General features: G+C 59.3%; 17 protein-coding genes. 4 read left to right on the top strand and 13 right to left on the bottom strand.

The window, feature by feature from the left end; all coding sequences use genetic code 11:
* On the top strand, positions 1–2,094 hold the full coding sequence (locus AC07U5_RS14610) for a bifunctional rhamnulose-1-phosphate aldolase/short-chain dehydrogenase (protein ID WP_494723425.1): 2,094 nt from the start codon (positions 1–3) through the stop codon (positions 2,092–2,094).
* A gap of 160 nt (positions 2,095–2,254) precedes the next feature.
* Positions 2,255–3,547, top strand: coding sequence for an L-rhamnose catabolism isomerase (rhaI, locus tag AC07U5_RS14605; protein ID WP_494723424.1), 1,293 nt, complete (start codon positions 2,255–2,257; stop codon positions 3,545–3,547).
* A 227-nt stretch (positions 3,548–3,774) separates the two neighbouring features.
* Here rhaI and AC07U5_RS14600 read toward each other — a convergent pair whose 3' ends face one another.
* From AC07U5_RS14600 to AC07U5_RS14575, 6 genes are all read right to left on the bottom strand, one after another.
* Positions 3,775–4,470, bottom strand: coding sequence for an ROK family protein (locus tag AC07U5_RS14600; protein ID WP_494723423.1), 696 nt, complete (start codon positions 4,468–4,470; stop codon positions 3,775–3,777).
* Positions 4,471–4,488: 18 nt separating this feature from the next.
* Positions 4,489–5,859: a glucose-6-phosphate dehydrogenase gene (zwf, locus tag AC07U5_RS14595; protein WP_313557719.1), complete on the bottom strand. Its 1,371-nt coding sequence runs from the start codon at positions 5,857–5,859 to the stop codon at positions 4,489–4,491.
* A gap of 16 nt (positions 5,860–5,875) precedes the next feature.
* Entirely contained in the window at positions 5,876–6,880 is a 1,005-nt protein-coding gene (gene gnd, locus AC07U5_RS14590) for a phosphogluconate dehydrogenase (NAD(+)-dependent, decarboxylating) (RefSeq protein ID WP_494723422.1), read from the bottom strand.
* A 1-nt stretch (position 6,881) separates the two neighbouring features.
* Complete coding sequence (locus tag AC07U5_RS14585) at positions 6,882–9,311, bottom strand: glucan 1,4-alpha-glucosidase (protein ID WP_494723421.1); 2,430 nt, start codon at positions 9,309–9,311, stop codon at positions 6,882–6,884.
* A gap of 332 nt (positions 9,312–9,643) precedes the next feature.
* On the bottom strand, positions 9,644–11,014 hold the full coding sequence (locus AC07U5_RS14580) for a sensor histidine kinase (RefSeq protein ID WP_494723420.1): 1,371 nt from the start codon (positions 11,012–11,014) through the stop codon (positions 9,644–9,646).
* A complete protein-coding gene (locus AC07U5_RS14575; protein WP_062442305.1) occupies positions 11,011–11,673 on the bottom strand; it encodes a response regulator transcription factor in 663 nt (220 codons plus the stop codon). Before AC07U5_RS14575 ends, AC07U5_RS14580 begins: the two co-directional genes overlap by 4 nt.
* 135 nt (positions 11,674–11,808) lie before the next feature.
* Here AC07U5_RS14575 and AC07U5_RS14570 point away from each other — a divergent pair, with 135 nt between their 5' ends.
* Positions 11,809–12,315 (top strand): hypothetical protein, encoded by a 507-nt coding sequence (locus AC07U5_RS14570; protein ID WP_113179034.1) that lies wholly within the window; start codon positions 11,809–11,811, stop codon positions 12,313–12,315.
* Between the two features lie 104 nt (positions 12,316–12,419).
* Here the strand turns inward: AC07U5_RS14570 and AC07U5_RS14565 are convergent, their stop codons facing one another.
* Positions 12,420–13,067 (bottom strand): TetR/AcrR family transcriptional regulator C-terminal domain-containing protein, encoded by a 648-nt coding sequence (locus AC07U5_RS14565; RefSeq protein ID WP_494723419.1) that lies wholly within the window; start codon positions 13,065–13,067, stop codon positions 12,420–12,422.
* 86 nt (positions 13,068–13,153) lie between these two features.
* Between AC07U5_RS14565 and tet(30) the strand changes: the two genes are divergently transcribed.
* On the top strand, positions 13,154–14,368 hold the full coding sequence (tet(30), locus tag AC07U5_RS14560) for a tetracycline efflux MFS transporter Tet(30) (protein WP_494723418.1): 1,215 nt from the start codon (positions 13,154–13,156) through the stop codon (positions 14,366–14,368).
* A gap of 16 nt (positions 14,369–14,384) precedes the next feature.
* Here tet(30) and AC07U5_RS14555 read toward each other — a convergent pair whose 3' ends face one another.
* The 6 genes from AC07U5_RS14555 to AC07U5_RS14530 form a co-directional block, all read right to left on the bottom strand.
* Positions 14,385–15,593, bottom strand: coding sequence for an amidohydrolase family protein (locus AC07U5_RS14555; RefSeq protein WP_494723417.1), 1,209 nt, complete (start codon positions 15,591–15,593; stop codon positions 14,385–14,387).
* Positions 15,594–15,658: 65 nt separating this feature from the next.
* On the bottom strand, positions 15,659–16,636 hold the full coding sequence (locus tag AC07U5_RS14550) for an ABC transporter ATP-binding protein (RefSeq protein ID WP_112957103.1): 978 nt from the start codon (positions 16,634–16,636) through the stop codon (positions 15,659–15,661).
* A complete protein-coding gene (locus AC07U5_RS14545; protein ID WP_494723416.1) occupies positions 16,633–17,631 on the bottom strand; it encodes an ABC transporter ATP-binding protein in 999 nt (332 codons plus the stop codon). The genes AC07U5_RS14550 and AC07U5_RS14545 overlap by 4 nt, the downstream gene beginning before the upstream one ends.
* Positions 17,628–19,133 carry an amidohydrolase family protein gene (locus AC07U5_RS14540; RefSeq protein ID WP_494723415.1) on the bottom strand — a complete coding sequence of 502 codons (1,506 nt, stop codon included), beginning with the start codon at positions 19,131–19,133 and terminating at the stop codon, positions 17,628–17,630. The genes AC07U5_RS14545 and AC07U5_RS14540 overlap by 4 nt, the downstream gene beginning before the upstream one ends.
* Entirely contained in the window at positions 19,130–20,323 is a 1,194-nt protein-coding gene (locus AC07U5_RS14535; RefSeq protein WP_494723414.1) for an amidohydrolase family protein, read from the bottom strand. Before AC07U5_RS14535 ends, AC07U5_RS14540 begins: the two co-directional genes overlap by 4 nt.
* Positions 20,324–20,344: 21 nt before the next feature.
* A complete protein-coding gene (locus AC07U5_RS14530; RefSeq protein ID WP_062442335.1) occupies positions 20,345–21,292 on the bottom strand; it encodes an ABC transporter permease in 948 nt (315 codons plus the stop codon).
* Positions 21,293–21,295: the final 3 nt, after the last annotated feature.

The raw sequence follows: 21,295 nt of genomic DNA, 5'->3' as shown, positions 1-21,295 counted from the left end.
ATGGGACAATCCCGTCTTCTCGAAAATCGCTGGGACGACGCTTATGCAGCAACGCTGGATGGGCCGGGAAAGCTGCTCTATCGTTCCAACCTTCTGGGCGCTGACAAACGGATCACCAATTACGGTGGTGGCAATACCTCTGCCAAGGTCTGGGAAACCGACCCGCTCACCGGCAACAAGGTCCGCGTCATGTGGGTCAAGGGATCTGGCGGCGATGTCGGCACCATCAAGCTAGACGGCTTCGCCACCCTCTACATGGAAAAGCTTGAAGCGCTCAAGGGCATCTATCGCGGTGTGGAAGACGAAGACCGCATGGTCGGTTTTCTTCCCCATTGCACATTCAATCTCAACCCGCGCGCGGCCTCCATCGACACGCCACTGCACGGTTTCGTGCCCTTCGATCATGTCGATCACATGCATCCGGACGCAATCATTGCCATTGCCGCTTCGAAGAATTCACGGGAACTGACGAAAGACGTGTTCGGCAGTGAGATTGGCTGGCTGCCTTGGCGCCGCCCGGGCTTCCAGCTCGGTCTCGACCTTGAAGCCTTCGTCAAGGCAAACCCCGATGCCAAGGGCGTTGTGTTGGAAAGCCATGGTCTCTTCACCTGGGATAACGATGCCAAGGCCTGTTACGAGCTGACGCTTGCGATCATCAACAAGGCGATTGAATGGTTTGCGGCCAAGACTGAAGGCAAGACTATTTTTGGCGGTGCCGTCGCCAATACCCTGCCCAGGGAAGATCGCCGGGCCATTGCTGCGCGGCTGATGCCCGAAATTCGCGGACGCATCGGGAAAGACGAGCGCAAGCTTGGTCATTTCGACGATCAGGATGCCGTGTTGGAGTTCGTCAACTCGAAGGAATTGAAGCCGCTCGGCGCGCTTGGCACATCCTGCCCTGACCACTTTCTGCGCACCAAGATCCGTCCCCTGATCCTCGATCTGGATACGTCGAAACCGGATGTTGACGCATTGCTTGCGGGCCTCGATCAGGCGCTTGAAGACTACCGCACCGACTACACCCGATACTACGAGAGCTGCAAGCACGCTAATTCGCCGAAGATGCGTGATCCCAACCCGGTCATCTTCCTCATTCCCGGCGTCGGCATGTTCTCTTTCGCCAAGGACAAGGCAACGGCGCGTATCGCAGGTGAGTTCTACGTCAACGCCATCAATGTGATGCGCGGTGCATCGGCGGTGTCGGAGTATCAAGGTCTGCCGGAACAGGAGGCCTTCGACATCGAATATTGGCTGCTGGAGGAAGCGAAGCTTCAGCGCATGCCGAAGCCGAAGAGCCTTGCCGGGAGGGTTGCATTCATTACCGGTGGTGCAGGAGGTATCGGACGCGCTACAGCGGAGCGGCTGGCAAGCGAGGGCGCTTGCGTCGTGCTTGCCGATATTGATGAGGCCGCACTCGGAAACACAAAGGGTGATTTCGAAAAGAGGTTCAGCGCTGACGCTGTTCGTACCGTCAAGCTCGATGTCACCCAGGAAGATGCCGTTCTTGGCGCGTTTTCCGAGGCGAGCGTCGAGTTTGGCGGCATTGATATCCTCGTTTCCAATGCGGGCATTGCGTCATCTGCACCGGTCGAAGACACCACGCTTGCCATGTGGAACAAGAATATCGACATTCTGGCGACGGGCTATTTCCTCGTGTCGCGGGAAGCCTTCCGCCTGTTCCGACGTCAGAAGCTCGGCGGCAATGTCGTCTTCGTCGCATCCAAAAACGGCCTGGCGTCTTCGCCCAATGCATCTGCCTATTGCACCGCGAAGGCTGCTGAAATCCATCTCGCTCGTTGCCTCGCCCTTGAAGGTGCCGATGCCGGTATTCGCGTCAACACCGTCAATCCCGATGCGGTTCTGCGCGGCTCCAAGATATGGAACGGCGAGTGGCGCGAACAGCGCGCGGCATCCTCCAAGATCGAGGTGGACGATCTCGAGGAACATTACCGCAAGCGTTCCATGCTGAAGCTGAACGTCTTCCCGGAAGATATTGCCGAAGCAATCTTCTTTCTGGCGTCAGACGCATCTGCCAAGTCGACGGGGAATATCATCAACGTCGACGCCGGCAACGCCCAGAGCTTCACACGCTGAGGCAAAAACCGCCCGCGTGTTCAGCCGTGGGCAGTTTGCAGGTCAGGTGCTGGTGATTGCAAAATGAGAAAGATCGCCACGATCAAGCCCTTTCTCCACTCACTGAGATGAGATGGTTACAGGACGGCTTGAAGAGGACGTGGTGCAGAGGGAGGATGACATGACGGAACTGAGAATTGCTGCGGATCTGGTCGATCACGAGAACGAGAAGCGCGCAAAGGCGCATGAAGCAGACTATGCGGCCCTTGGTGACCATCTGTCACGCCGCAACATCGATATCGATGCGATCACGGCCAAGGTTGCCGCGTTCCATGTGGCCGTTCCATCCTGGGGCGTTGGAACCGGCGGCACACGCTTTGCCCGCTTTCCGGGTCTCGGCGAACCGCGCGGTATTTTCGACAAGCTGGATGACTGCGCTGTCATCAACCAGCTGACGGCTGCCACACCCACTGTCTCTCTTCATATCCCGTGGGATAAGGAAGATCCTGCAAGGCTGAAGGCACACGCCGACGCGCTTGGCCTTGGCTTCGACGCGATGAATTCCAACACCTTTTCGGATGCTGCAGATCAGCAGCACTCCTACAAATACGGCTCCCTGAGCCATACGGATGCTGCAACGCGCCAGCAGGCGGTCGATCACAACATCGAATGTATCGAGATCGGAAAGGCACTCGGCTCCAAAGCCTTGACGGTCTGGATCGGCGATGGCTCCAACTTCCCCGGCCAGAGCAACTTCACCAAAAGCTTCGAGCGCTACCTCGCCGGTATGGCGGACATCTACAAGGCACTGCCGGATGATTGGCGGCTGTTCTCCGAACACAAGATGTACGAGCCAGCCTTCTACTCCACCGTCGTACAGGACTGGGGCACCAATTACCTGATCGCCAACACGCTCGGTGAGAAGGCTTTCTGCCTCGTCGATCTTGGTCATCACGCACCCAACACCAACATCGAAATGATCGTCGCTCGCCTGATCCAGTTCGGCAAACTTGGCGGCTTCCACTTCAACGACAGCAAATATGGCGATGACGATCTTGATGCCGGCGCCATCGAGCCGTATCGCCTTTTCCTTGTTTTCAATGAATTGGTGGATGCAGAGCACCGCGGCGTGAAGCACTTCCATCCGGCGCATATGATCGACCAGTCGCATAACGTCACCGACCCGATCGAAAGCCTCATCTCCAGTGCCAACGAAATCCGCCGGGCCTACGCACAGGCCTTGCTTGTCGATCGCCCAGCACTTGAAAATTTCCAGCAGGAAAACGATGCGCTCATGGCGTCCGACACGCTGAAGCGCGCCTATCGCACGGATGTCGAGGCCATTCTTGCGCAAGCCCGCAAAAAGGCTGGTGCGGCAATAGATCCAATCGCAACTTACAGGGCCAGCGGCTATCGCAAGCAGGTCGCGGCTGAGCGCCCGTCACAGCGTGGCGGCTCGGGCGGGATCGTCTGAAAACCGGCGAGAGAGCGTGAGATGTCAAGCACGCCGGACTTTGGCCTGGCTGCCCGCGCGGCTCCTGTCGAAACCGGATTATGCGAGCTTGGCTCGACCGCTGCTATTCAGGGAGGACGCGCTATGGAGAGAGCCGGTGTGCTTTTCCGGTCCCTCGTACCGAAGCCAATCAGAATTTTGCGCTGAGGGCGTGTTGCGCACCTTTCTCTGGTGCGCGCACCAATCCATTACGCAATAAGCTTCTTGTCTCGCCAAAGACGGAAACCGCCCTCAAAGGCCAGAGTGTTGTCGCCCTTACGGCAGTTTGGGGGAAGTGAATCGAGTTTCTCCACATTGCCGCCACCGATGACCACATAGTCCGGCTCAAGGGCGTCAGTCAGAGCTTCGACCACATCGAACACCCGCTTCTGCCACTTCTTGTGGCCTTTCTTTTCGCGGTAGGCTTCGCTGACGTAATGCTCGTAGCTCTTGCGCTTGCGATAGGGAAGGTGGGCGATCTCCATCGGCTGCGCGACGTTTTCCACGATCATCGCCGCCCCAAGCCCGGTGCCGAGGCCAAGAAACAGCATGCGGCCACCTTTATAGGAGCCGATTGCCTGCATCATCGCGTCGTTGACGATGCGAACGGGATGACCGAAGGCGGCCTCATAATCGAACCCAACCCAGCCATCGCCAAGGTTCGCAGGGTCGCGAAGCGGCTTGTTATGGACAACGGGGCCGGGATAACCCATCGAGATCACGTCGTATTTCATGCCCTTCGCCATGGCCTTCACGGCCTCGACCATGTCGGAGGCGGTCATGGTCTTTCCGCTTTCCGCCTTCTTTTCCTCACCACCTGCGCTGGAAAGGATTTTGACGTGGCTGCCGCCGATATCGATGGACAGGACAACACGATCTTTGGTCTCTGAAATACCTTGTGTCATATATATTTTCTCCAATGGTCAGGCGGGGTCCACCCAGCCTCCAGGCGGCGCGAAATTGTCCATCTCGGTTGGTCCCCATGTCCCCGGCTTGTAGATCGGTGGAATGGTCTTGTCGTCCAGGATCGGCTCGACGATCTTCCACGCCAATTCCGCGGCATCCTGCCGGGTAAACAGTTGCCGATCACCGGCCATGGCGTCGCCGATCAACCGCTCATATGGGGCCATATCGCCGATGCCGTCATCAAGCGCCGTGAGTTCGACTGCCTCACCCTTCATTTTTTCGCCGGCCGCCTTGCGGCGCGCGCCGACGCCGATGGAGATATCCGGACCAAGGCGGAAGCGGATATAGTTGGCCGGTGTATCAGTAACGTCATCGAAGAGCGCCACGGGAGGGCGCTTGAAGCGGACGACCACTTCGGTGGCGTGGGCGGGCAGGTTCTTGCCGGCGCGGATGAAGAACGGCACCCCATTCCAGCGCCACGTCGCAACCCGGAAGCGAACGGCAGCGAAGGTTTCCGTCGGCGATGACGGGGCCACGCCGGGTTCGTCGGTGTAGCCTTCGAACTGGCCGCGCACCACGTCTTCTTTGGACAGCGGTGGCATGGCTTTCAGCACCTGCACCTTCTCGTCCACGAGATCGTCGGAGGCACCCGAAGCCGGCGGCTCCATGGTGAGGAGCAGGAGGACGTTGACGAGATGGTTCTGGATCACATCGCGGATGCAGCCCACTTCGTCATAAAATTTGCCGCGCCCTTTAATGCCGAAATCCTCGGCCATGGTGATCTGCACGCTCTCCACATGATCTCGGTTCCAGACCGGCTCGAGGAAGCTGTTGGCAAAGCGAAAATATAGAAGGTTCTGAATGGCTTCCTTGCCAAGGAAGTGGTCGATGCGAAAGATCGCATCTTCCTCGAACACCTTGTGCAGCACGTCGTTCAGCTTCTTGGCCGAAGCAAGGTCGCGCCCGAACGGCTTTTCCACCATCAGCCGGGCGTTCTTGGCGATGCCGGCCTGATCAAGACCATCGGCGACTGTCTCGAACAGGGACGGAGGGATGGCGAGATAGTAGAGCGGGTTTTGATGTCCCGCCAGCGCCTGCTTCAGTTTGTCGAATGTCGACTGGCTGCGGTAATCGCCGGAGACGTAGGACAACTTCTCCGCCATCTTTGAGAAGGCAGCCTCATCGATGGTGTCAACGTGTTTCGACACGGCGTCTTTTGCACGCGCGATCAGCTGATCGCGCGTCCAGTCGTCAAAGGCCACGCCGATGATGGGCGTGTTGAGTGCGCCGCGCTTCACCATCGCATAGAGCGAGGGAAAGATCATCTTGTGCGCGAGATCACCGGTGGCACCGAACACCACCAATACGTCGGACTGTTCCTGTGCCATGGCTTTTTTTCCCGCCTTACTTGGCTTTTTCCAGATGGCCGCCAAAGGCGTGGCGCATGGCCGATAGCACCTTGCCAGCAAACTGTGCCTCACCGCGCGAGGAAAAGCGTTCAAAGAGCGCCGAGGCGAGAACCGGGGCGGGTACACCCGTTTCCACGGCGGCCTGCAACGTCCAACGGCCTTCGCCGGAATCCGATACGCGGCCGTCATAGTGTTCGAGGTGTGGGTCCTGCTTCAGCGCCTCTGCGGTCAGATCCAGCAGCCATGAACCAATGACAGAACCGTGTCTCCAAACTTCTGTCACAGCAGGCAGATCGACATCGAAACGATAATATTGTGGATTGGCGAGCGGCGCCGTTTCTGCATCGACCTCGCGCTCGCTATTCCCGGCGTTGGCGGCTTTCAGGATGTTCAAGCCTTCGGCATAAGCTGCCATGACTCCATATTCGATGCCGTTATGCACCATCTTGACGAAGTGGCCGGCGCCGGCCGGACCGCAATGGAGATAGCCTCTTGGAGCTGTGCCGGTTTCCGGATCCTCCGCAATGTTCTGCCCGGCACCCGGTGCGAGAGAAGCAAAGATCGGATCGAGACGCTGTACGGCGGCCTTCGGGCCTCCGATCATCAGCGAGTAACCACGCTTCAGGCCCCAGACGCCACCCGATGTCCCGACGTCGATGAAGTCGATGCCCAATGGTGCGAACTCCGCGGAGAGATTGATCGCCTCATGATAAAGCGAGTTGCCGCCATCGATAATGGCGTCTCCGTTCTCGAGCTTTGAAGCAAAATCCCGCGCGATCTTCGGGGTGATGGCTGCCGGCAGCATCAGCCACACGGCGCGCGGCTTTTCGAGTTTGGAGATGAGATCCTCAGCCGAAGAAGCGCCCTTCGCGCCTTCTTTGACGAGCGCCGCGACATTGTCCGCATTGACGTCGAACACGACGCAGTCATGACCCTGTTTGAGGAGGCGGCGAACCATGTTGGCGCCCATACGGCCGAGGCCTACCATTGCAATTTGCATCTCATTCTCCATTTTCAATGCGGGCTGAATCACCTGATTCATCCACGACGTGAACGGTAAAGTTGGTGTTTTCCCACGTTCCGCTGTATGGCCAATAAAAGGTGAAGACGATCGTTTTTCCTGCGCCTTCATGCTGGACAGGCAGGTCGGCGTAAAATGTGCCAAGTCCCGATGGTACCATTGGCGTATCGGAAGTGCTGACCCAGCCGTCCGCGCTCCAATGCACCACCGCGCTCGTCTCGGTTTCCAGTCGAAGCATCTTGCCAACGGGGATCGATGACAGGCGGTTGTTGAAACGCCAGATGCGTAACTGCGACCCTGTCTTGTTCTTGATGTAGCGCTCGACGCCCTGCGGCGGCATATCGAACACGGTGCCATCCTTCAGCGATCGCAGAAGCTTGATATGCTCGGAGTGGGCCCAGACGAGTGGCATGGCGCCGCCCGACGGGCGACCGAGACAGAGCTCCTTCTCGGGCAGATCCGGTCCATCCCAGACCTGCTCCGGGAAAAGCCCGCCATAGCCCGCCGATTTCTCGAGCGTTCCCAGAAGCGCTTCGGCGGCTTCACGCCGGCCTGCAGCAAGTTCGTAATGCGCGCGTTCGCCAGCCAATAGCGGCCAAGGCCGGCCCTTGCCTGTACCATCGAAGGGGGCGCCATCTTCATGCTCGCCATAGCCATCGCCGGTGTAGCGATACCAGAGCGATCCCTGTGGCAGATCGGCGCGCAGGCTGTGATCGATGGCTTGGATGGTGTCGAGAATATGCGGATCGTCGGGCGCGCGCAGGCCGAAACGGACGAGAGCCAAGGCATCAGGACTGAGCACGTCGGCTGTCGGCAACAGTGCCCGGTCGGGCGTCTGATTGCGGATTTCCGTGTTGCCTGAGGCACTTGCCTCATCCGTCGTGGCTAGCGGCGCGATGCGGACATAATGACCTGAGATTCCAAGGGCTTCGCAGAAATTTTTCTCGCCGGCAAAGGTCCATTGTTCGATCTGTTCGTTCCAGCAGTCAGCGGTTTCGCGCAGATGATTGGCAGCCACATCGTCGCCGTCAAGCGAGAGCAAATCGGCCGCTGCAAGCAGCGCGGCGATTTCGACAGCAAGAGTGAAGGGACTATAGCCTGCATCCTCTTCCCACCGATCCTCGCAGGTAGTGGGACCGTTTGTCAGGATGTAGTTCGCCGCGTTTCGCACCATTGGCATGAAGCGCTTCTGTGCCTTGGCATCAAGATGACCCAGCCGTCGCAGCATGTCGGTGAGCAGGATAGGAAAGGCGCACTCATCCATCTGTATGCCTGGCCAATAGGGTTTCCCATCGAGCCATAGATTCTGCGGCCAGCGACCGGAAGGCTGTTGAACATGGCGCAGATAGTCGAGGATTGCGATCGCTTCCTCCGTATCACCTGCGGCCAAAAATCCGCCAGCCGTCTCCACCAGGTCGCGCGGCCAAACGAGGTGATAGCCGCCAAGGTCGTCATCGCCTTTGGAGAAGCCCCACGGAATGGAGAGGCTGGCAACCACGGCGCCCGCCCGATCCGCTGCCCTGTGCGAGGCGAGAACGGCGGTTGATACGCGGTAGGCATTCACGCCGGCCTGCTCCTGGCGATCCAGCGGGACGAGCTTTTGCTGCCAGGCCTGCCAGTTGGCAACATAGTGCTGTTGTGCCTTTTCAAACCCGTCCTTGAGGCTGCCCGCTGCTGCTGCGGCTGCCTCGAATTCCGTTTGACCGAAACCGATGGCCATCGTCGCTTCCTGGCACGCACCGGTGAAATCGATCTCACCTGCCAGTGCCACGTTGCCGTCATCGGCACGCTGGTATTGATCGGCAATGCGCCCATGTTGTTTCAACTGCCGCCAGCCATCCGAAACGCCGACAAAACCTGCGCTGACAGCGCGCCATGGCGTGTCGGAGATGAGCGCCAGATAACGTGAGCGGCCGGTGGCGAACAGCACGGCCTTGTCCTCGAACTCGCTAATCCAAGCCGAGTTCAGTTGTCCGGCATTGACCAGATGGGGAGCGAGCAGGGCGGTGACCCTGTAGTCACCCACCTCGCCCTTGAGTGCCGTGAAGCGGACACGCTGCAGCACGCAGGCACGAGACGGATCTGTCACCACCTGCTTCTCGATCCTGTAGCGCCCATCTCGCGCGGTGTTGATGATGGAGAAGGCAGGAATTCCAGGGGCGATTGTCCCGGTTTCCGTTTCGCAATCGCGCTTTTCCTCGGAGAAGTAACCGTCATTGCCGGTGACGACGAAACCGAAATCGCGTGTGCAGGCGCTGTCGACGCGGGGATAGTAAATTTCGTTGAGAACGCCGTGGCTCAAGGTGAACCAGACACGCGAATGTTTGGAGAGTGCGGTGCCAATGCCGTTTTTAGCACTTGATGTCCAGCGCGCATCGATGCCGGGCGCTCCAGGAGCAGCGTCCAACATTTTGCTCAAATGAGGCGTGCCGGTATCTGACTTGTTTTTTGTGGTCGGGATTAAAGGTTCGGGAAGGGAACTCGTCATTTCAAGAATGCCTTGATGCGCTGCAAAATGAATAGCTTAAGTTCAAAACAAGAGAGGATCGGCTGTCACCGCACCCGGAATATTTCAGTTCATACTCAGATACCACAATGGTACTTGGCAACTTACATTTTCGTAATTCTTAAACAAACTTCGATGCTTCTGTCGCCTTATCCTGCGCCGTTGTCGTCGAAGCCTTTCAAATCCATGCGAACAACGAGATTGACCGGCTTTCGGTTGCACCGGTGAAAAATTTCTTATGACGATCCAGTTCGGGAGACCGGAAGCGTTACAATGGCCTGAAAACCGTTTTTGCTATTCTGGAGCGTAACGGTACCGCCATAAAGTTCGACAATTTCCTTTGATATCCCCAAACCGAAGCCGCTGCCCTGTACACTCTCATCCAGCCGCATACCCGGCTGGAAAGCCTCGTTGATCCTGTCTTCGGCAATGCCAGGGCCGTCGTCGGTAATCGTGATCGCGACAAGGCCGCCTGTCCGCGTGGAAGTGACTGTTACGGAGGTAGAAGCCCATTTGAACGCATTGTCCAGCAGGTTGCCAAGAATTTCATCCACGTCCTCCGGATCGCAGCGAATGCCGACGCGGTCCTCGACTTCGCAACGAACCGACAAAGCCTTGTCGCGATAAATGTTCGAGAGAACGAGAATGAGGTCATCGAGACGGGGGCGAAGCAAGACGTGCCGATCGGAAGGCTGTCCTGCCGTAGACTTTCGCGCATCGGCAAGATGATGCCGGATTCGACGATCGATACGCAGGACGAGATCTCTCAAGCCGCCACTCGGGTCGTTGTCGTCGTTCAATCCAAGCGTCAGGCTGGCGACGGGCGTTTTCAGCCCGTGGGCCATATTGGCAAAATGGATCCGCGCCTCCTCAAGTCGCCTTTCGTTCAACGCGATCAGCCGGTTGATCTCCGTCGCGACGGGCTTCAACTCGTCGACTTCTCCCTCGGGCAGAGTTGAGCGATTGCCGGCTGATACCTCTGCGATATCGGTCGTCAAGCGCTTGAGCGGCTTGAGGCCGAACCGCACCTGTAGATACGTTCCGATGAGGAGAGTTATACCGAGCAGCGCCATGGCCAGCACGAGCCACATGAGGGACCGGAAGGCCGGATCGGTCAACGCGGCCTCAGGCGCAGACGCCGTGATCTGCACCAGCTGGCCGTCGATGCGTGTCGACAGGGTACGCGTGTAAAGCCCGCGTCCATTGCCGTCTTCCATCTCACCTGGCCGCGGTCGTGCGGATGCAAGATCGCGCCAGTCCGCCTGGCGACCGCCGGGTTTGAGGGCGCGACGCTCCAGAGAACGGGACGAAAGCGTCGATTTCTCTGATCTGACCTGCCAGTACCACCCGGAATTCGGTCGATCAAAGGGCGGTCCGTCCAGTTGAGAAGCCATCGTCAACTGGCCGTTTTCACTGGCGGTCAAGCTGCTGCGCACACCTTCGATCTGGGTATCCAGCCTCTGGTCAATCTGCTCGCGGACGACCCCGGCAACGATGAACCAGAGAATAACGGACGCGACGAGAATAGCCCCGGCCACGAAGGCGGCGGAGAACGCCGTCAGGCGTCCGGCAATCGAGGTGGGGCGGGAAAGGCGCGGCCATCTCATGATGCAGCCGTCATCATATAACCCCTGCCACGCACGGTTTCGATATATTCGGCGCCGATCTTTCGGCGCAGCCTAGCGACGATGACTTCGATGGAGTTGGAATCCACTTCGGCGTCGCCATCATAGACGCGCTCCATCAACTCGCTCCGGTCCACGATGATCTCCTTGCGCAAGATCAGGCAGGAGAGCACACGCCACTCCAGTGCGGTGAGCTTCAAGGGAACACCGTCCTTCTCGAATGTTCCAAGCTGGGCGTTGAAGGTAATCGATCCACAGGTCACGGTCGCGCTGGCATGGTTGTTGGCGCGCCGAACCAAAGCGCGCAGCCGCAAGACCAGTTCTTCGACCTTGAAGGGTTTGGTGAGAAAGTCATCGGCTCCCGCTTTGAAGCTCGCCACCTTGTCTGGCCAGCCGTCTCTTGCCGTCAGTACGAGTACAGGAAACGTCTTGCCTGCATCTCGCCAGGAGGCGAGCACCGAAACGCCATCGATCTTGGGGAGGCCGAGATCAAGAACCGCGACATCGAAGGCTTCTGTCAGGCCCGCGTGCTGACCGTCTTCACCATTGCGCGCGACATCGACAACGAAGTTTTCGTTTCTGAGACTGCCGGCAATCCGGCCTGCAAGGTCGGTATCGTCTTCGACAAGAAGGACACGCATGAGGGAATTCTACTCCGTGGGATCGGGCTTTCTTATGGTGCTGGACGCTTAACTCAAGCTGAACGGGATGGTTCAGGCTGGCGGTGGTGGTGCTTTGATAGAAAGGCGTCATTCCAATCACAAAGGAGACCAGACATGTCTATTACACCTGAAACCGAAACCAAGCACCACGACGACGTCAACCACGTCCACCCGCATCCGAAGAAGCGGTCTGTGGCGGCCTTCGCGGTCGGTGCCATTGCCATTCTGGCCGTCGGCGTTGCCGGCGGTGCCGGCGCCATGAAGCTGACGCAGCCCAAAGCAGAGCTTGCGCCGATTGTCCCCGTCGCCATTTCCGCCATGCCGGACGACAGCCTGACCAGCATCAAGGGCAAGGTGGTTGAGATCTTTGGCAACAAGTTCATCATTCAGGATGAAAGTGGCCGTGCTCTCGTAGAAACGGGCCGGGAAGGTAGAGGCGGCAACCTCGTCAACAAGGACGAAGTCGTTACCGTTCAGGGCCGCTTCGATGACGGCTTCCTTCACGGTAGCTACATCGTTCATGAGGATGGAAAGACCAATCCGCTCGGCCCGGCCGGCAAGCCGCCGCGCGGCCCGGAAGGTGGTCCCCGTGGACCGGAGGGCGGTCCTCACAAGCCTTGATATTTGAGGTCCGCAACATAGCTGGAAAACACACGGCCGCTCGGATACGACGCGGCCGTGTCGTCATGTTTGAGCGAGGCAGCGCTTGTGGATGAGAGCAGCGGCTAATTCGACTGCTTTCGCCGCAATGCGTCTTGCAGGCCCGAAACGAGATATCCAAGACCGCTCTCGAAGACGTCTTCCGTGTTGACCGTTCCAACCTGCCGAAAGGTTTCCAGGGCTTCGGTCAACAGAGGGAGGGGAGCAAGTTCTGCGTCGAAGTCGACTTTGGCGCCGTTTTGATCGATCCGGTCTCGCTCTTGCTCGCCCTGTTCTTCGAGAACATACCCCACCACATAACGTGTCACGCAGATGGCGATCCCAAACGCTTCCTTGGTTGAAAAGCCCGCATCGACATAGAGCTGCAAAACCTTTTCCGTATCGGCAAAATCGGTGACCGATGGCCGCGTGCCTGCGGTCAATCGCGCGCCATCACGCACGCTGAGCAGCGCCTTGCGGACGCTGCGGGCGTTGGAAAGCGTAAACGACACCCAGTCCTGTCCAGGTTTTGGCACGCGGTCGTCATGATAGCGCAGCAGCATTTCTGAGTTGATCGCATCCAGCAGCTGAGACTTGTTGCGGAAATGCCAATAGAGCGCCGGCTGCTGAACGCCAAGCCGTTCTGCAAGCTTCCGGGTGGATAGCTTGTCTATCCCCACTTCATTTAACAGCAGCAAAGCCTCATCGATGATGCGCTCTCGTCCTATCGCCATGGAAAAACACCTCTTGACTTATCAGTGATAAAGTAGCTTATCACTGATAAATTTATCGCTGATAAGGTCTATGAGGATATCTCTCCATGAACAAGGCCCTCATCGTCATTCTCTCCACCGTTGCGCTCGACGCGATTGGCGCCGGTCTGATCTTTCCCATCCTGCCGGATCTGTTGCGCGAGGTGACGGGCGGAGACGATTTCGGCTTCCTGTACGGGCTCATGCTGTCTGTATTTGCGATCATGCAATTCGTCTTCTCACCCGTTCTCGGCGCGCTCAGCGATCGGTTCGGGCGGCGTCCCGTTTTGCTGCTCTCTCTTGCGGGCACACTCATCGATTACCTTGTTATGGGCCTTTCGCCGCTCGGCTGGGTGCTTGTGGTGGGAAGAGCGGTTGCGGGAATAACCAGCGCCAATATGGCCGTCGCGAGCGCCTACATAACAGATATCACGCCAGCCGCTCAGCGTGCGCAGCGCTTTGGCACAATCGGCGCGGTGATGAGCACGGGCTTCATCATCGGCCCGGTGATCGGCGGTGTCATGGGTGCCTGGTGGCTTCGCTCGCCCTTCCTGGCGGCGGCGCTGTTCAATGGTCTCAATCTTCTCGTTGCGCTTTTCGCACTGCCGGAAAGCCGGTCGACGAGCCAAGACAAGTTCGAGCTGAAAGAACTCAACCCGTTGCGACCTCTGCTCTGGCTGTGGAATTTTAAAGACCTTCTGCCGCTTGTCACAGTCTTCGTGGTCTTTGGCCTGGTTGCGGCAATACCCGGGACGATCTGGGTTCTCTACGGCGCCGAGCGGTTCGGTTGGGATTCCGTTCATCTCGGGCTGTCATTGTCGGTTTTCGGTGTCAGTGGCGCGCTCGCTCAAGCCTTTCTCGTCGGGCCGTTGTCGCGCCGCTTCGGTGACCTTGGCACGTTGATGATCGGCGTCGCCTTCGACATGCTCGCCTATACGCTGATGGCCTTCGCCACCCAAAGCTGGATGGGTTATGCCGTAGCGCCGCTCTTCGCACTCGGCGGTGTCGCGATGCCAGCGCTCCAGTCGCTTGCAACAAGCCGGGTGAGCGATGAGCAACAGGGTCAGTTACAAGGGGTACTGGCGAGCCTGATGAGCCTCGCCAGTACCGTCGGACCCGTGCTGACCACTGCCTTGTTCTTCTCGACCAAGGCGAGCTGGATCGGTACCACTCGGCTGGTGGGGGCCGGACTTTATCTGCTGGCCTCCCCGCTTTTTACGACGGTGAGAGCACCCAAGCGTGTCGAGGGCGAGTTGTCAGGTCGTCCCAGCCACGATCGTTGAAATGCGGGATCAACGATTAGCGCGTCACGCGCCCGTTTTCGGCAACCAGACGTCCTTGTTTGAAGACCTTGTGCCGCGTTGGGAAGGCAATCACGGCCTCCGGCACGTGGTCCGCTGCCAGAGAAACGAAGTCCGCCTTCGCGCCCACTTCGATGCCATATCCCTCAAGCCGCAAGGCCTTCGCGCCCGCTGCTGTCACAATGTCGAATGCGGCTGCCAGTTCATCGTCGGTGTAGAAGCCTGATCTGTAGCCAATGATCTCGGCCCGGTGCAGCATATCGCCATCACCATAGGGCCACCAGGAATCGCGGATATTGTCGCTGCCGCTGAACACGGTGACGCCCTCGCGGCGCAGCAGAGCGACCGGTGGGAAATTGTGGTTGCCGGGGGCATTGGTCATGATCGAGACGCCGCTTCGCGCGATCCGGGCTGCAATCTTCTTCGCCGCGTCGGGTGCGAGGTCGCCGAGCCCATAGGCATGACTGACGGCGACATGTCCTTGCATGCCGAGTGCGACGGTGCGGTCGCAAATTTCCTCGATGGTGAAAGCACCCATCGAACCTGCGTCATGAAGATGGATGTCGATATCGACACCGTGCTTTTCGGCCACGCCGAAGACCACGTCGAGATGGCCGTTGACGTCGCGGTCGAAGCTTGCAGGATCAAGACCACCGACGAGGTCTGCGCCAAGACCGATGGCGGCATCGAGAAGCTCTGGCGTTCCCGGGCTTTTCAGGATGCCGCTTTGTGGAAAGGCGACCAGCTGGATGTCGATCCTGTCGCGATAGTCTTCGCGGACAGCGAGGATGGTTTCCAGAGACTTTAGCCCGACCGAGCCATCGACCATGACGTGGCTGCGCATCTGGGTCGTGCCTTTGGAAATGCAAAGATCGAGTTGATTGCGCGCGCGCTCCGCCATCGGCTCGGCTTTCGCCATGTTCTCGGCCTGGAAGGCGACGCGCTCGTGCACATCAAAGCCGTTGGTGCATGGGCGATGCGGCACCCACTTGCCGCCATAAAAGCTGGTGTCGAGATGGATATGTCCCTCGACGAAGCCAGGAAGCAGCAGATCGCCGGAAAGGTCGATCGACGGGGTCGATGCCGCGCCGGGAGGCGTTGAACTCCCCGCCGTTTCAATGGCTGTGATCCGACCATGTTCCACGGTGATGTTGCGCAGTGAGCCGTCGGCCAGCTTGGCATTGGTGAAGATGGTTGTGGTGGTCATTGGGATTCCTTTTCGTATTCATTCTCGTGAGGCGTCAGCCTGCGCTTGCTCATCACGGCATGTGTTTATAGTGGCGCCAGGTGGCAGGCGATCTTGCCGCCGCCATCCCGGTTGCGGACCTCGGGTGCGACCATGGTGCAGAGCTCTGTTGCGATGGGACAGCGCGGATGGAAGGCGCAGCCCTTTGGCGGATCGAGCGGGCTTGGCGGTTCTCCGCCCATCAATGCGCGGTCCCGGTTAGGCGCCGCGACATCGGGGATCGTTTGCAGCAGAAGCCGTGTGTATGGGTGTTGCGGATTGGCAAACAGAGCCTCGGTCTCTGCCTCCTCCACGATACGGCCGAGATACATAACCGCGATACGGTCGGCCATGTGGCGGACGACTGCGAGATTGTGGCTGATGAAGAGATAGGTCAGGCCAAGCTCGTCCTGTAACCTGCGCATGAGATTGAGGATCTGCGCCTGGACGGAGACATCGAGTGCCGAGGTCGGTTCGTCGCAGACGAGAAATTCGGGCTCGCTGGCCAGCGCTCTTGCAATCGATATGCGCTGTCTCTGGCCGCCGGAAAATTCGTGCGGAAAACGATTGGCGTCGTCCGGCGACAGACCGACGGTGCGCAATAGTTCGGCCACGCGTGCGTCGATCGCTTGTCTGCCATCTCGCAACCCGAACACCTCGATCGGCTCGGCAATGATATTGCCGACACGCCAGCGTGGGTTGAGGCTGGCATGCGGATCCTGAAAGATCATCTGGGCTTCGAGCGGCTTGCCGCGGTTCGCGCCCTTTTCGGCTGGGGCAAAGACGATGGCACCTTCGCTGGGATCGTAAAGTCCCGTCACCAGCCTGGCCACAGTGGACTTGCCGCAACCGGATTCGCCGACAAGCGCCAGGCATTTTCCCTTCTGCACAGTGAAAGTCACATCCTGCACGGCGCGAAGATAGCGCTTCGGCTTGCGGTCGATGACGCGGTTTAGCCATGGCGCGGAAACGTCGAAGACGCGCGTCAATTGATCTACTTCGAGCGCGTTGTCAGGGCTTCTCATGCGACGCCTCCATCGTGAATGAGGCAGGCGACGCTGCCGTGATCATTGCGTACCAGCGCCGGTTTGACCTCTCGGCAGCGGGAGCCGACATCCGGGCAGCGCGGATTGAAGGCGCAGCCTTGTGGAATGGCATTGAGGCGTGGCATGGCACCGTCAATTTGTGTCAGTCGCTCGACGCGGGCGCCAAGGGCCGGAATGGAGCCCATCAAGCCACGTGTATAAGGGTGCTTGGGGTTGCGCAGCACCTCGTCCACCGGGCCAACCTCGATCACCCGCCCGGCATACATGACGGCCACGCGGTCGGCTGTTTCGGCAATCACGCCCATGTCGTGGGTGACGAGCATGACGCCGGCGCCTTTCTCGCGGCAAAGCTTGCGCAGCAGCGTGGTGATCTGTGCCTGAATGGAAACGTCGAGCGCCGTTGTCGGCTCGTCGGCAATGATCAATTGCGGATCGCCCGCCAGTGCGAGCGCGATGACGACGCGCTGGCGCATGCCGCCTGAAAACTGATGCGGATAATGGTCGATACGCTCGTCTGCGCCCGGAATACCAACCTGTTTCAACAGGTCGATCGCGTGAGCGCGTGCGTCTGCGCGGCTGCGATCGGAGTGCAGGCGGATCGTCTCGGTCAATTGCTGTCCAACCGAAAAGAGCGGGTTGAGCGATGTGAGAGGGTCTTGAAAGATGGCGCCGACCATGCGTCCGCGTACCATACTCATCTCGAGCTCGCTGAGATTGTCGGTACGCGTTCCGCCGATACGAATCTCGCCCACCGCAACCCGGCCCGGCGGTTCGAGCAGGCCCAGCACCGCCATGCCGGTCATTGATTTGCCAGCGCCGGATTCACCGACGACGCCCAGGATTTCGCCACGCTCGACGGTGAGCGACACATCGGACAGGGCGGTGAGGATGCCCTTGCGTGTCGGGAATTCGACGGACAGTCCTTTGACCTCCAGGGCCGGGATTGTGGCTGATGTCTGGTTGGGGGTGATCATCGCGAGACCTCGCTGATATGATGCGAGAGCGGATAGCTCGGCGGGAAAATGTCTTCGACTGGCGGATGGCGGAATGTTCGTTCCGGATATTTGGCGACAAGACCATCGAATTGGCGCTGCGCCTGCTCTCGTGCAGCGACGAGATCGATACCGGCAACCGCGCCGTCGCGCATCGAAATCCTGCCATCGACGATGGTTGCGCGGGTGACACGACTGGTAGCGCCATAGACAAGGGTCTGGATCGGGTCGATCCGTGGCGTGATCAAGCTGTCGGCCATGTCGAAGACGGCGATGTCTGCCTTCGCGCCCGGAGAGATGCGGCCCAGATCACGGCGTTTCAGCGCATCGGCGCCGGCAATGGTGGCGGCATCGTAGAAATCGGCGGCGGAACCGGCATCCCCGCGGCCCTCGGCAAGCCGGTTCATCATCAGACCGACCGACATGTTGAGAACCATATCGGGAGGGGCGGTATCGGTGCCCATGCCGATGCGGATCCCCATCGCCTTCAAGCGGGAGAAGGATTTGAGCGCCGAGCCATGGCGAGCCGAAACGAGCGGGCAGTGAGCGACGGTCACGCCATGGGCGCCGTAGCGCGCAAGATCGTCTTCCGTCGCGACGGTTGCGTGCGGCGCAATCAGGCGAGGCGAAAGAAGGCCAAGGCGGTCCAGCCATTCCGGTGCCGTGACACCATGCAGGCGGCGCATGGTCTGCAATTCCATCTCGCCCTGCGCCATATGCAGGCGAACAGGCATATCCATATTATCGGCATGGGCGAAGGTCTGGCGGAGCAGCGTTTCGGTACAGGTTTCCACGCGGTCCGGCGCGAACATGCCGGAAATAAGGCCGTTGGCTCTGCCGTGAATGCGTTTGGCAAAAGACGCTGCTTCAGCCAAATCGGCCAATCCCCGCTCTTCATCGAAGACAGGTTTCATGGCGCCGTTCTCATCAAGGATGACCCCACCGCTGCGATAGGCGGGACCGAGCCACACGCGTATGCCGAGGTCTTCGGCTGCATCTGCTGCTGCTTCGAATTCTGCGACCGTCTCGCCCCAGGCTCGGTAAAACAGTGAGGCGATCGGAAGTGCCGAGGTAATCCCGTTCAAGAGAAGCTGCGCAAAGGCGTAGCGCTTCTGGAAGGCAAGTTCGGCCTGGCTATACATCTCATAGGCGCGGGGTGCGTAATCTGCGGCCCAGACGCGGCCCTTTTTCCAGCCGGGCTGGTTGTCCATGGCCAGCACGGTCGTATCGAGATCGGAAAGGGCGTCGAGATCGACAAAGCCCGGACCGATTAGGGCGTCACCCATGTGATAGCGCGCCGAAACGTCGCCCTCGAAATCGCGCCCAACCCAGAGAATTGTGTCGTTCTCGATGACGATTTCGCCATTCGGAATAAGGCATCGTCCTTCCGGCAGATCGGCAATGACGAAGCGGGCTTTGAGCGCCCAGCGCCCCGGCGGCCTCTTTCCAAGGGGAAGCGTCGACCAGGAAGACCGCGTGTTCATGGACGCTCCTTCAGGCTCTTGCCGTCTCGCGCAACGACATTGCCAGCGGTCACCACAAGCTTGCGAGGTTGATGCGTGACTATCGCTTCGCCGACGGTCTCGCCTTCGACGATGACGACATCCCCACGACCGCCAATCGTCAGCGAATGTTCTGCACGATCCATGGCTTGAGCACCGCCAGTGGTACAGACATCCAGCGCCCAGAGGAGCTCATCATCGCGGCGCAGGTTGTTTTTCATGCCGAGCAACATGGACCGCTCCAGCATGTCGCCATTGCCATAGGGACCCCAGGTATCGCGGAAGCCATCGACACCTGCACCGAAGCGGACACCGGCGGAGCGCAGGCGGCGCAGAGACGGCACTTCGCGCGAGGGCGGGGCGGTCGTCAGAATCGGCACGTCGAGTTCGGCGCAGGTATCGATCAGAGCCTGCGTCATGTTCCAGTCCGGATCGCCAAGGCAGAAGGCGTGGCTGACGGCGACCTTGCCTTGCATGCCGAGCGCACGGATACGCTCGAAGATCAGTTCCATCGAGAAAGCACCGAGCTCTCCGTTTTCATGCAGATGGATATCGATCCCCTTGGCGTATTTCTCGGCAATGGCGAAGATCGTATCGAGATGAGCCTTCGGATCGCGGTCCATGCCGCAGGGGTCGAGACCGCCGACGAGATCAGCCCCCATTGCCATGCCGGCATCGATCAATTCCGCTGTGCCGGGGCGGCGCATCAGTCCCGATTGGGGGAAGGCGACAATCTCGATTTCGACAATGCCAGCCAGCTGGCGGCGGGTCTCCATAACGCCTTCCAGGGCGATCAATCCTTGGTCCGTGTCGATATCCACATGGCTGCGGATGAGGGTCGTGCCGTAGCCGACCGATTGCAGCGCCTGGCGCATGGACTGGACATGGGCGTCCAACCCATAGTCGCGCTTGACCTTGCGCTCATTGTCGATCTTGTCGATCAGACGCGGGCCGACTTCATTGACGTACCAGGGGTAGCCCAGCAAAGATTTGTCGAGATGAGTATGGGCGTCGACAAGGCCCGGAATGGCGATACGTCCACCGGCATCCTCGACAGGCAGGCCCGCTGTTTCAAGACCCTTACCGATCTCGGCAATACGACCGTCGCGGATCAGAATATCGGCGGTGTCGCCGCCCATCGGTCTTGCATTGGTAATCAGAAGATCGCTCATGTGAAATGTCTCCGCACGGTTTCAGCGCAGTTTGGGATTAAGGGCATCGCGCAGCCAGTCGCCGAGCACGTTGATCGACACAACGAGCAGACAGAGCTGCAGCCCAGGAAAGAGCACGATCCACCAGAGCCCAGAGAAGAGATACTGGTTGCCGATGCGGATCAGCGTGCCGAGCGACGGTTGCTCGGGCGGCATGCCAACACCGAGAAAAGAGAGCGTCGCCTCGATGAGAATGCCGAGACCGAAGTTCAATGTTGCCGTGACGAGCAGCGGTGTCGTGGTGTTGGGAAGAATATGCTTCAGCATGATCTTCCATTTCGACAGGCGGATCAGCCGGGCGGCCTGAACATATTCCTTGTTGCGCTCCACCATGGTTTGCGCGCGCACAGTACGGGCATATTGGACCCAGGCCGATAGCGAGATCGCAAGCACGATGACGCCGGAGGCGCCTGCTTCCCGCAGCGATGGCGGTAGCGCCTGTCTGGCGAGCGCGGAAACCAGGATGGCGATCAGCATGGTCGGCATGGATAGGAGAACATCGCCCGTGCGCATCAGCAGACCGTCGGCCCATTTGCCATGATAGCCGGCGACGAGGCCAAGCATCGTGCCGATGACGAGCGATACGAGAACCGAGCTTGCACCGATAATGATCGAGGCACGCGAGCCGTAGAGAATGGCCGAGAGCACATCACGGCCCTGCACGTCGGTGCCCAGAATGAAGGGCCACTGTCCCTCCGGCATCCAGATCGGTGGGATCTCTGCATTCAGAAGATCGAGTGACGCGAGATCATAGGGGTTCTGCACCGTGATCAGCGGAGAGAAGAAGGCCGTACAGATCAGGATCAGAAGCAGGATGGCTGCAGCAATCGCCGAAGGGTGTCGCTTGAAGCTCCACCACAGATCGGATTGGAGAGCCCTCGACAGGCGAGATGGACGGGAAACGGTGGCGGTCTGTTCGATGGCGGTCATGAT

Source organism: Agrobacterium sp. GW821-FHT02D03 (assembly GCF_059421725.1).
Note: the sequence above shows the minus strand (reverse complement) of the source record. Positions and strands in the feature narration are given on the sequence as shown.

Bases quoted from the DNA above. Each gene is read 5' to 3' on its own strand.
- AC07U5_RS14610 (WP_494723425.1), top strand. From the start codon at position 1: ATGGGACAATCCCGTCTTCTCGAAAATCGCTGGGACGACGCTTATGCA.
- zwf (WP_313557719.1), bottom strand. From the start codon at position 5,859: ATGGCACAGGAACAGTCCGACGTATTGGTGGTGTTCGGTGCCACCGGT.
- AC07U5_RS14575 (WP_062442305.1), bottom strand. From the start codon at position 11,673: ATGCGTGTCCTTCTTGTCGAAGACGATACCGACCTTGCAGGCCGGATT.
- AC07U5_RS14555 (WP_494723417.1), bottom strand. From the start codon at position 15,593: ATGACCACCACAACCATCTTCACCAATGCCAAGCTGGCCGACGGCTCA.
- rhaI (WP_494723424.1), top strand. From the start codon at position 2,255: ATGACGGAACTGAGAATTGCTGCGGATCTGGTCGATCACGAGAACGAG.
- AC07U5_RS14585 (WP_494723421.1), bottom strand. From the start codon at position 9,311: ATGTTGGACGCTGCTCCTGGAGCGCCCGGCATCGATGCGCGCTGGACA.
- gnd (WP_494723422.1), bottom strand. From the start codon at position 6,880: ATGCAAATTGCAATGGTAGGCCTCGGCCGTATGGGCGCCAACATGGTT.
- AC07U5_RS14570 (WP_113179034.1), top strand. From the start codon at position 11,809: ATGTCTATTACACCTGAAACCGAAACCAAGCACCACGACGACGTCAAC.
- AC07U5_RS14600 (WP_494723423.1), bottom strand. From the start codon at position 4,470: ATGACACAAGGTATTTCAGAGACCAAAGATCGTGTTGTCCTGTCCATC.
- AC07U5_RS14545 (WP_494723416.1), bottom strand. From the start codon at position 17,631: ATGATCACCCCCAACCAGACATCAGCCACAATCCCGGCCCTGGAGGTC.
- AC07U5_RS14565 (WP_494723419.1), bottom strand. From the start codon at position 13,067: ATGGCGATAGGACGAGAGCGCATCATCGATGAGGCTTTGCTGCTGTTA.
- AC07U5_RS14535 (WP_494723414.1), bottom strand. From the start codon at position 20,323: ATGAGCGATCTTCTGATTACCAATGCAAGACCGATGGGCGGCGACACC.
- AC07U5_RS14540 (WP_494723415.1), bottom strand. From the start codon at position 19,133: ATGAACACGCGGTCTTCCTGGTCGACGCTTCCCCTTGGAAAGAGGCCG.
- AC07U5_RS14550 (WP_112957103.1), bottom strand. From the start codon at position 16,636: ATGAGAAGCCCTGACAACGCGCTCGAAGTAGATCAATTGACGCGCGTC.
- AC07U5_RS14580 (WP_494723420.1), bottom strand. From the start codon at position 11,014: ATGAGATGGCCGCGCCTTTCCCGCCCCACCTCGATTGCCGGACGCCTG.
- AC07U5_RS14530 (WP_062442335.1), bottom strand. From the start codon at position 21,292: ATGACCGCCATCGAACAGACCGCCACCGTTTCCCGTCCATCTCGCCTG.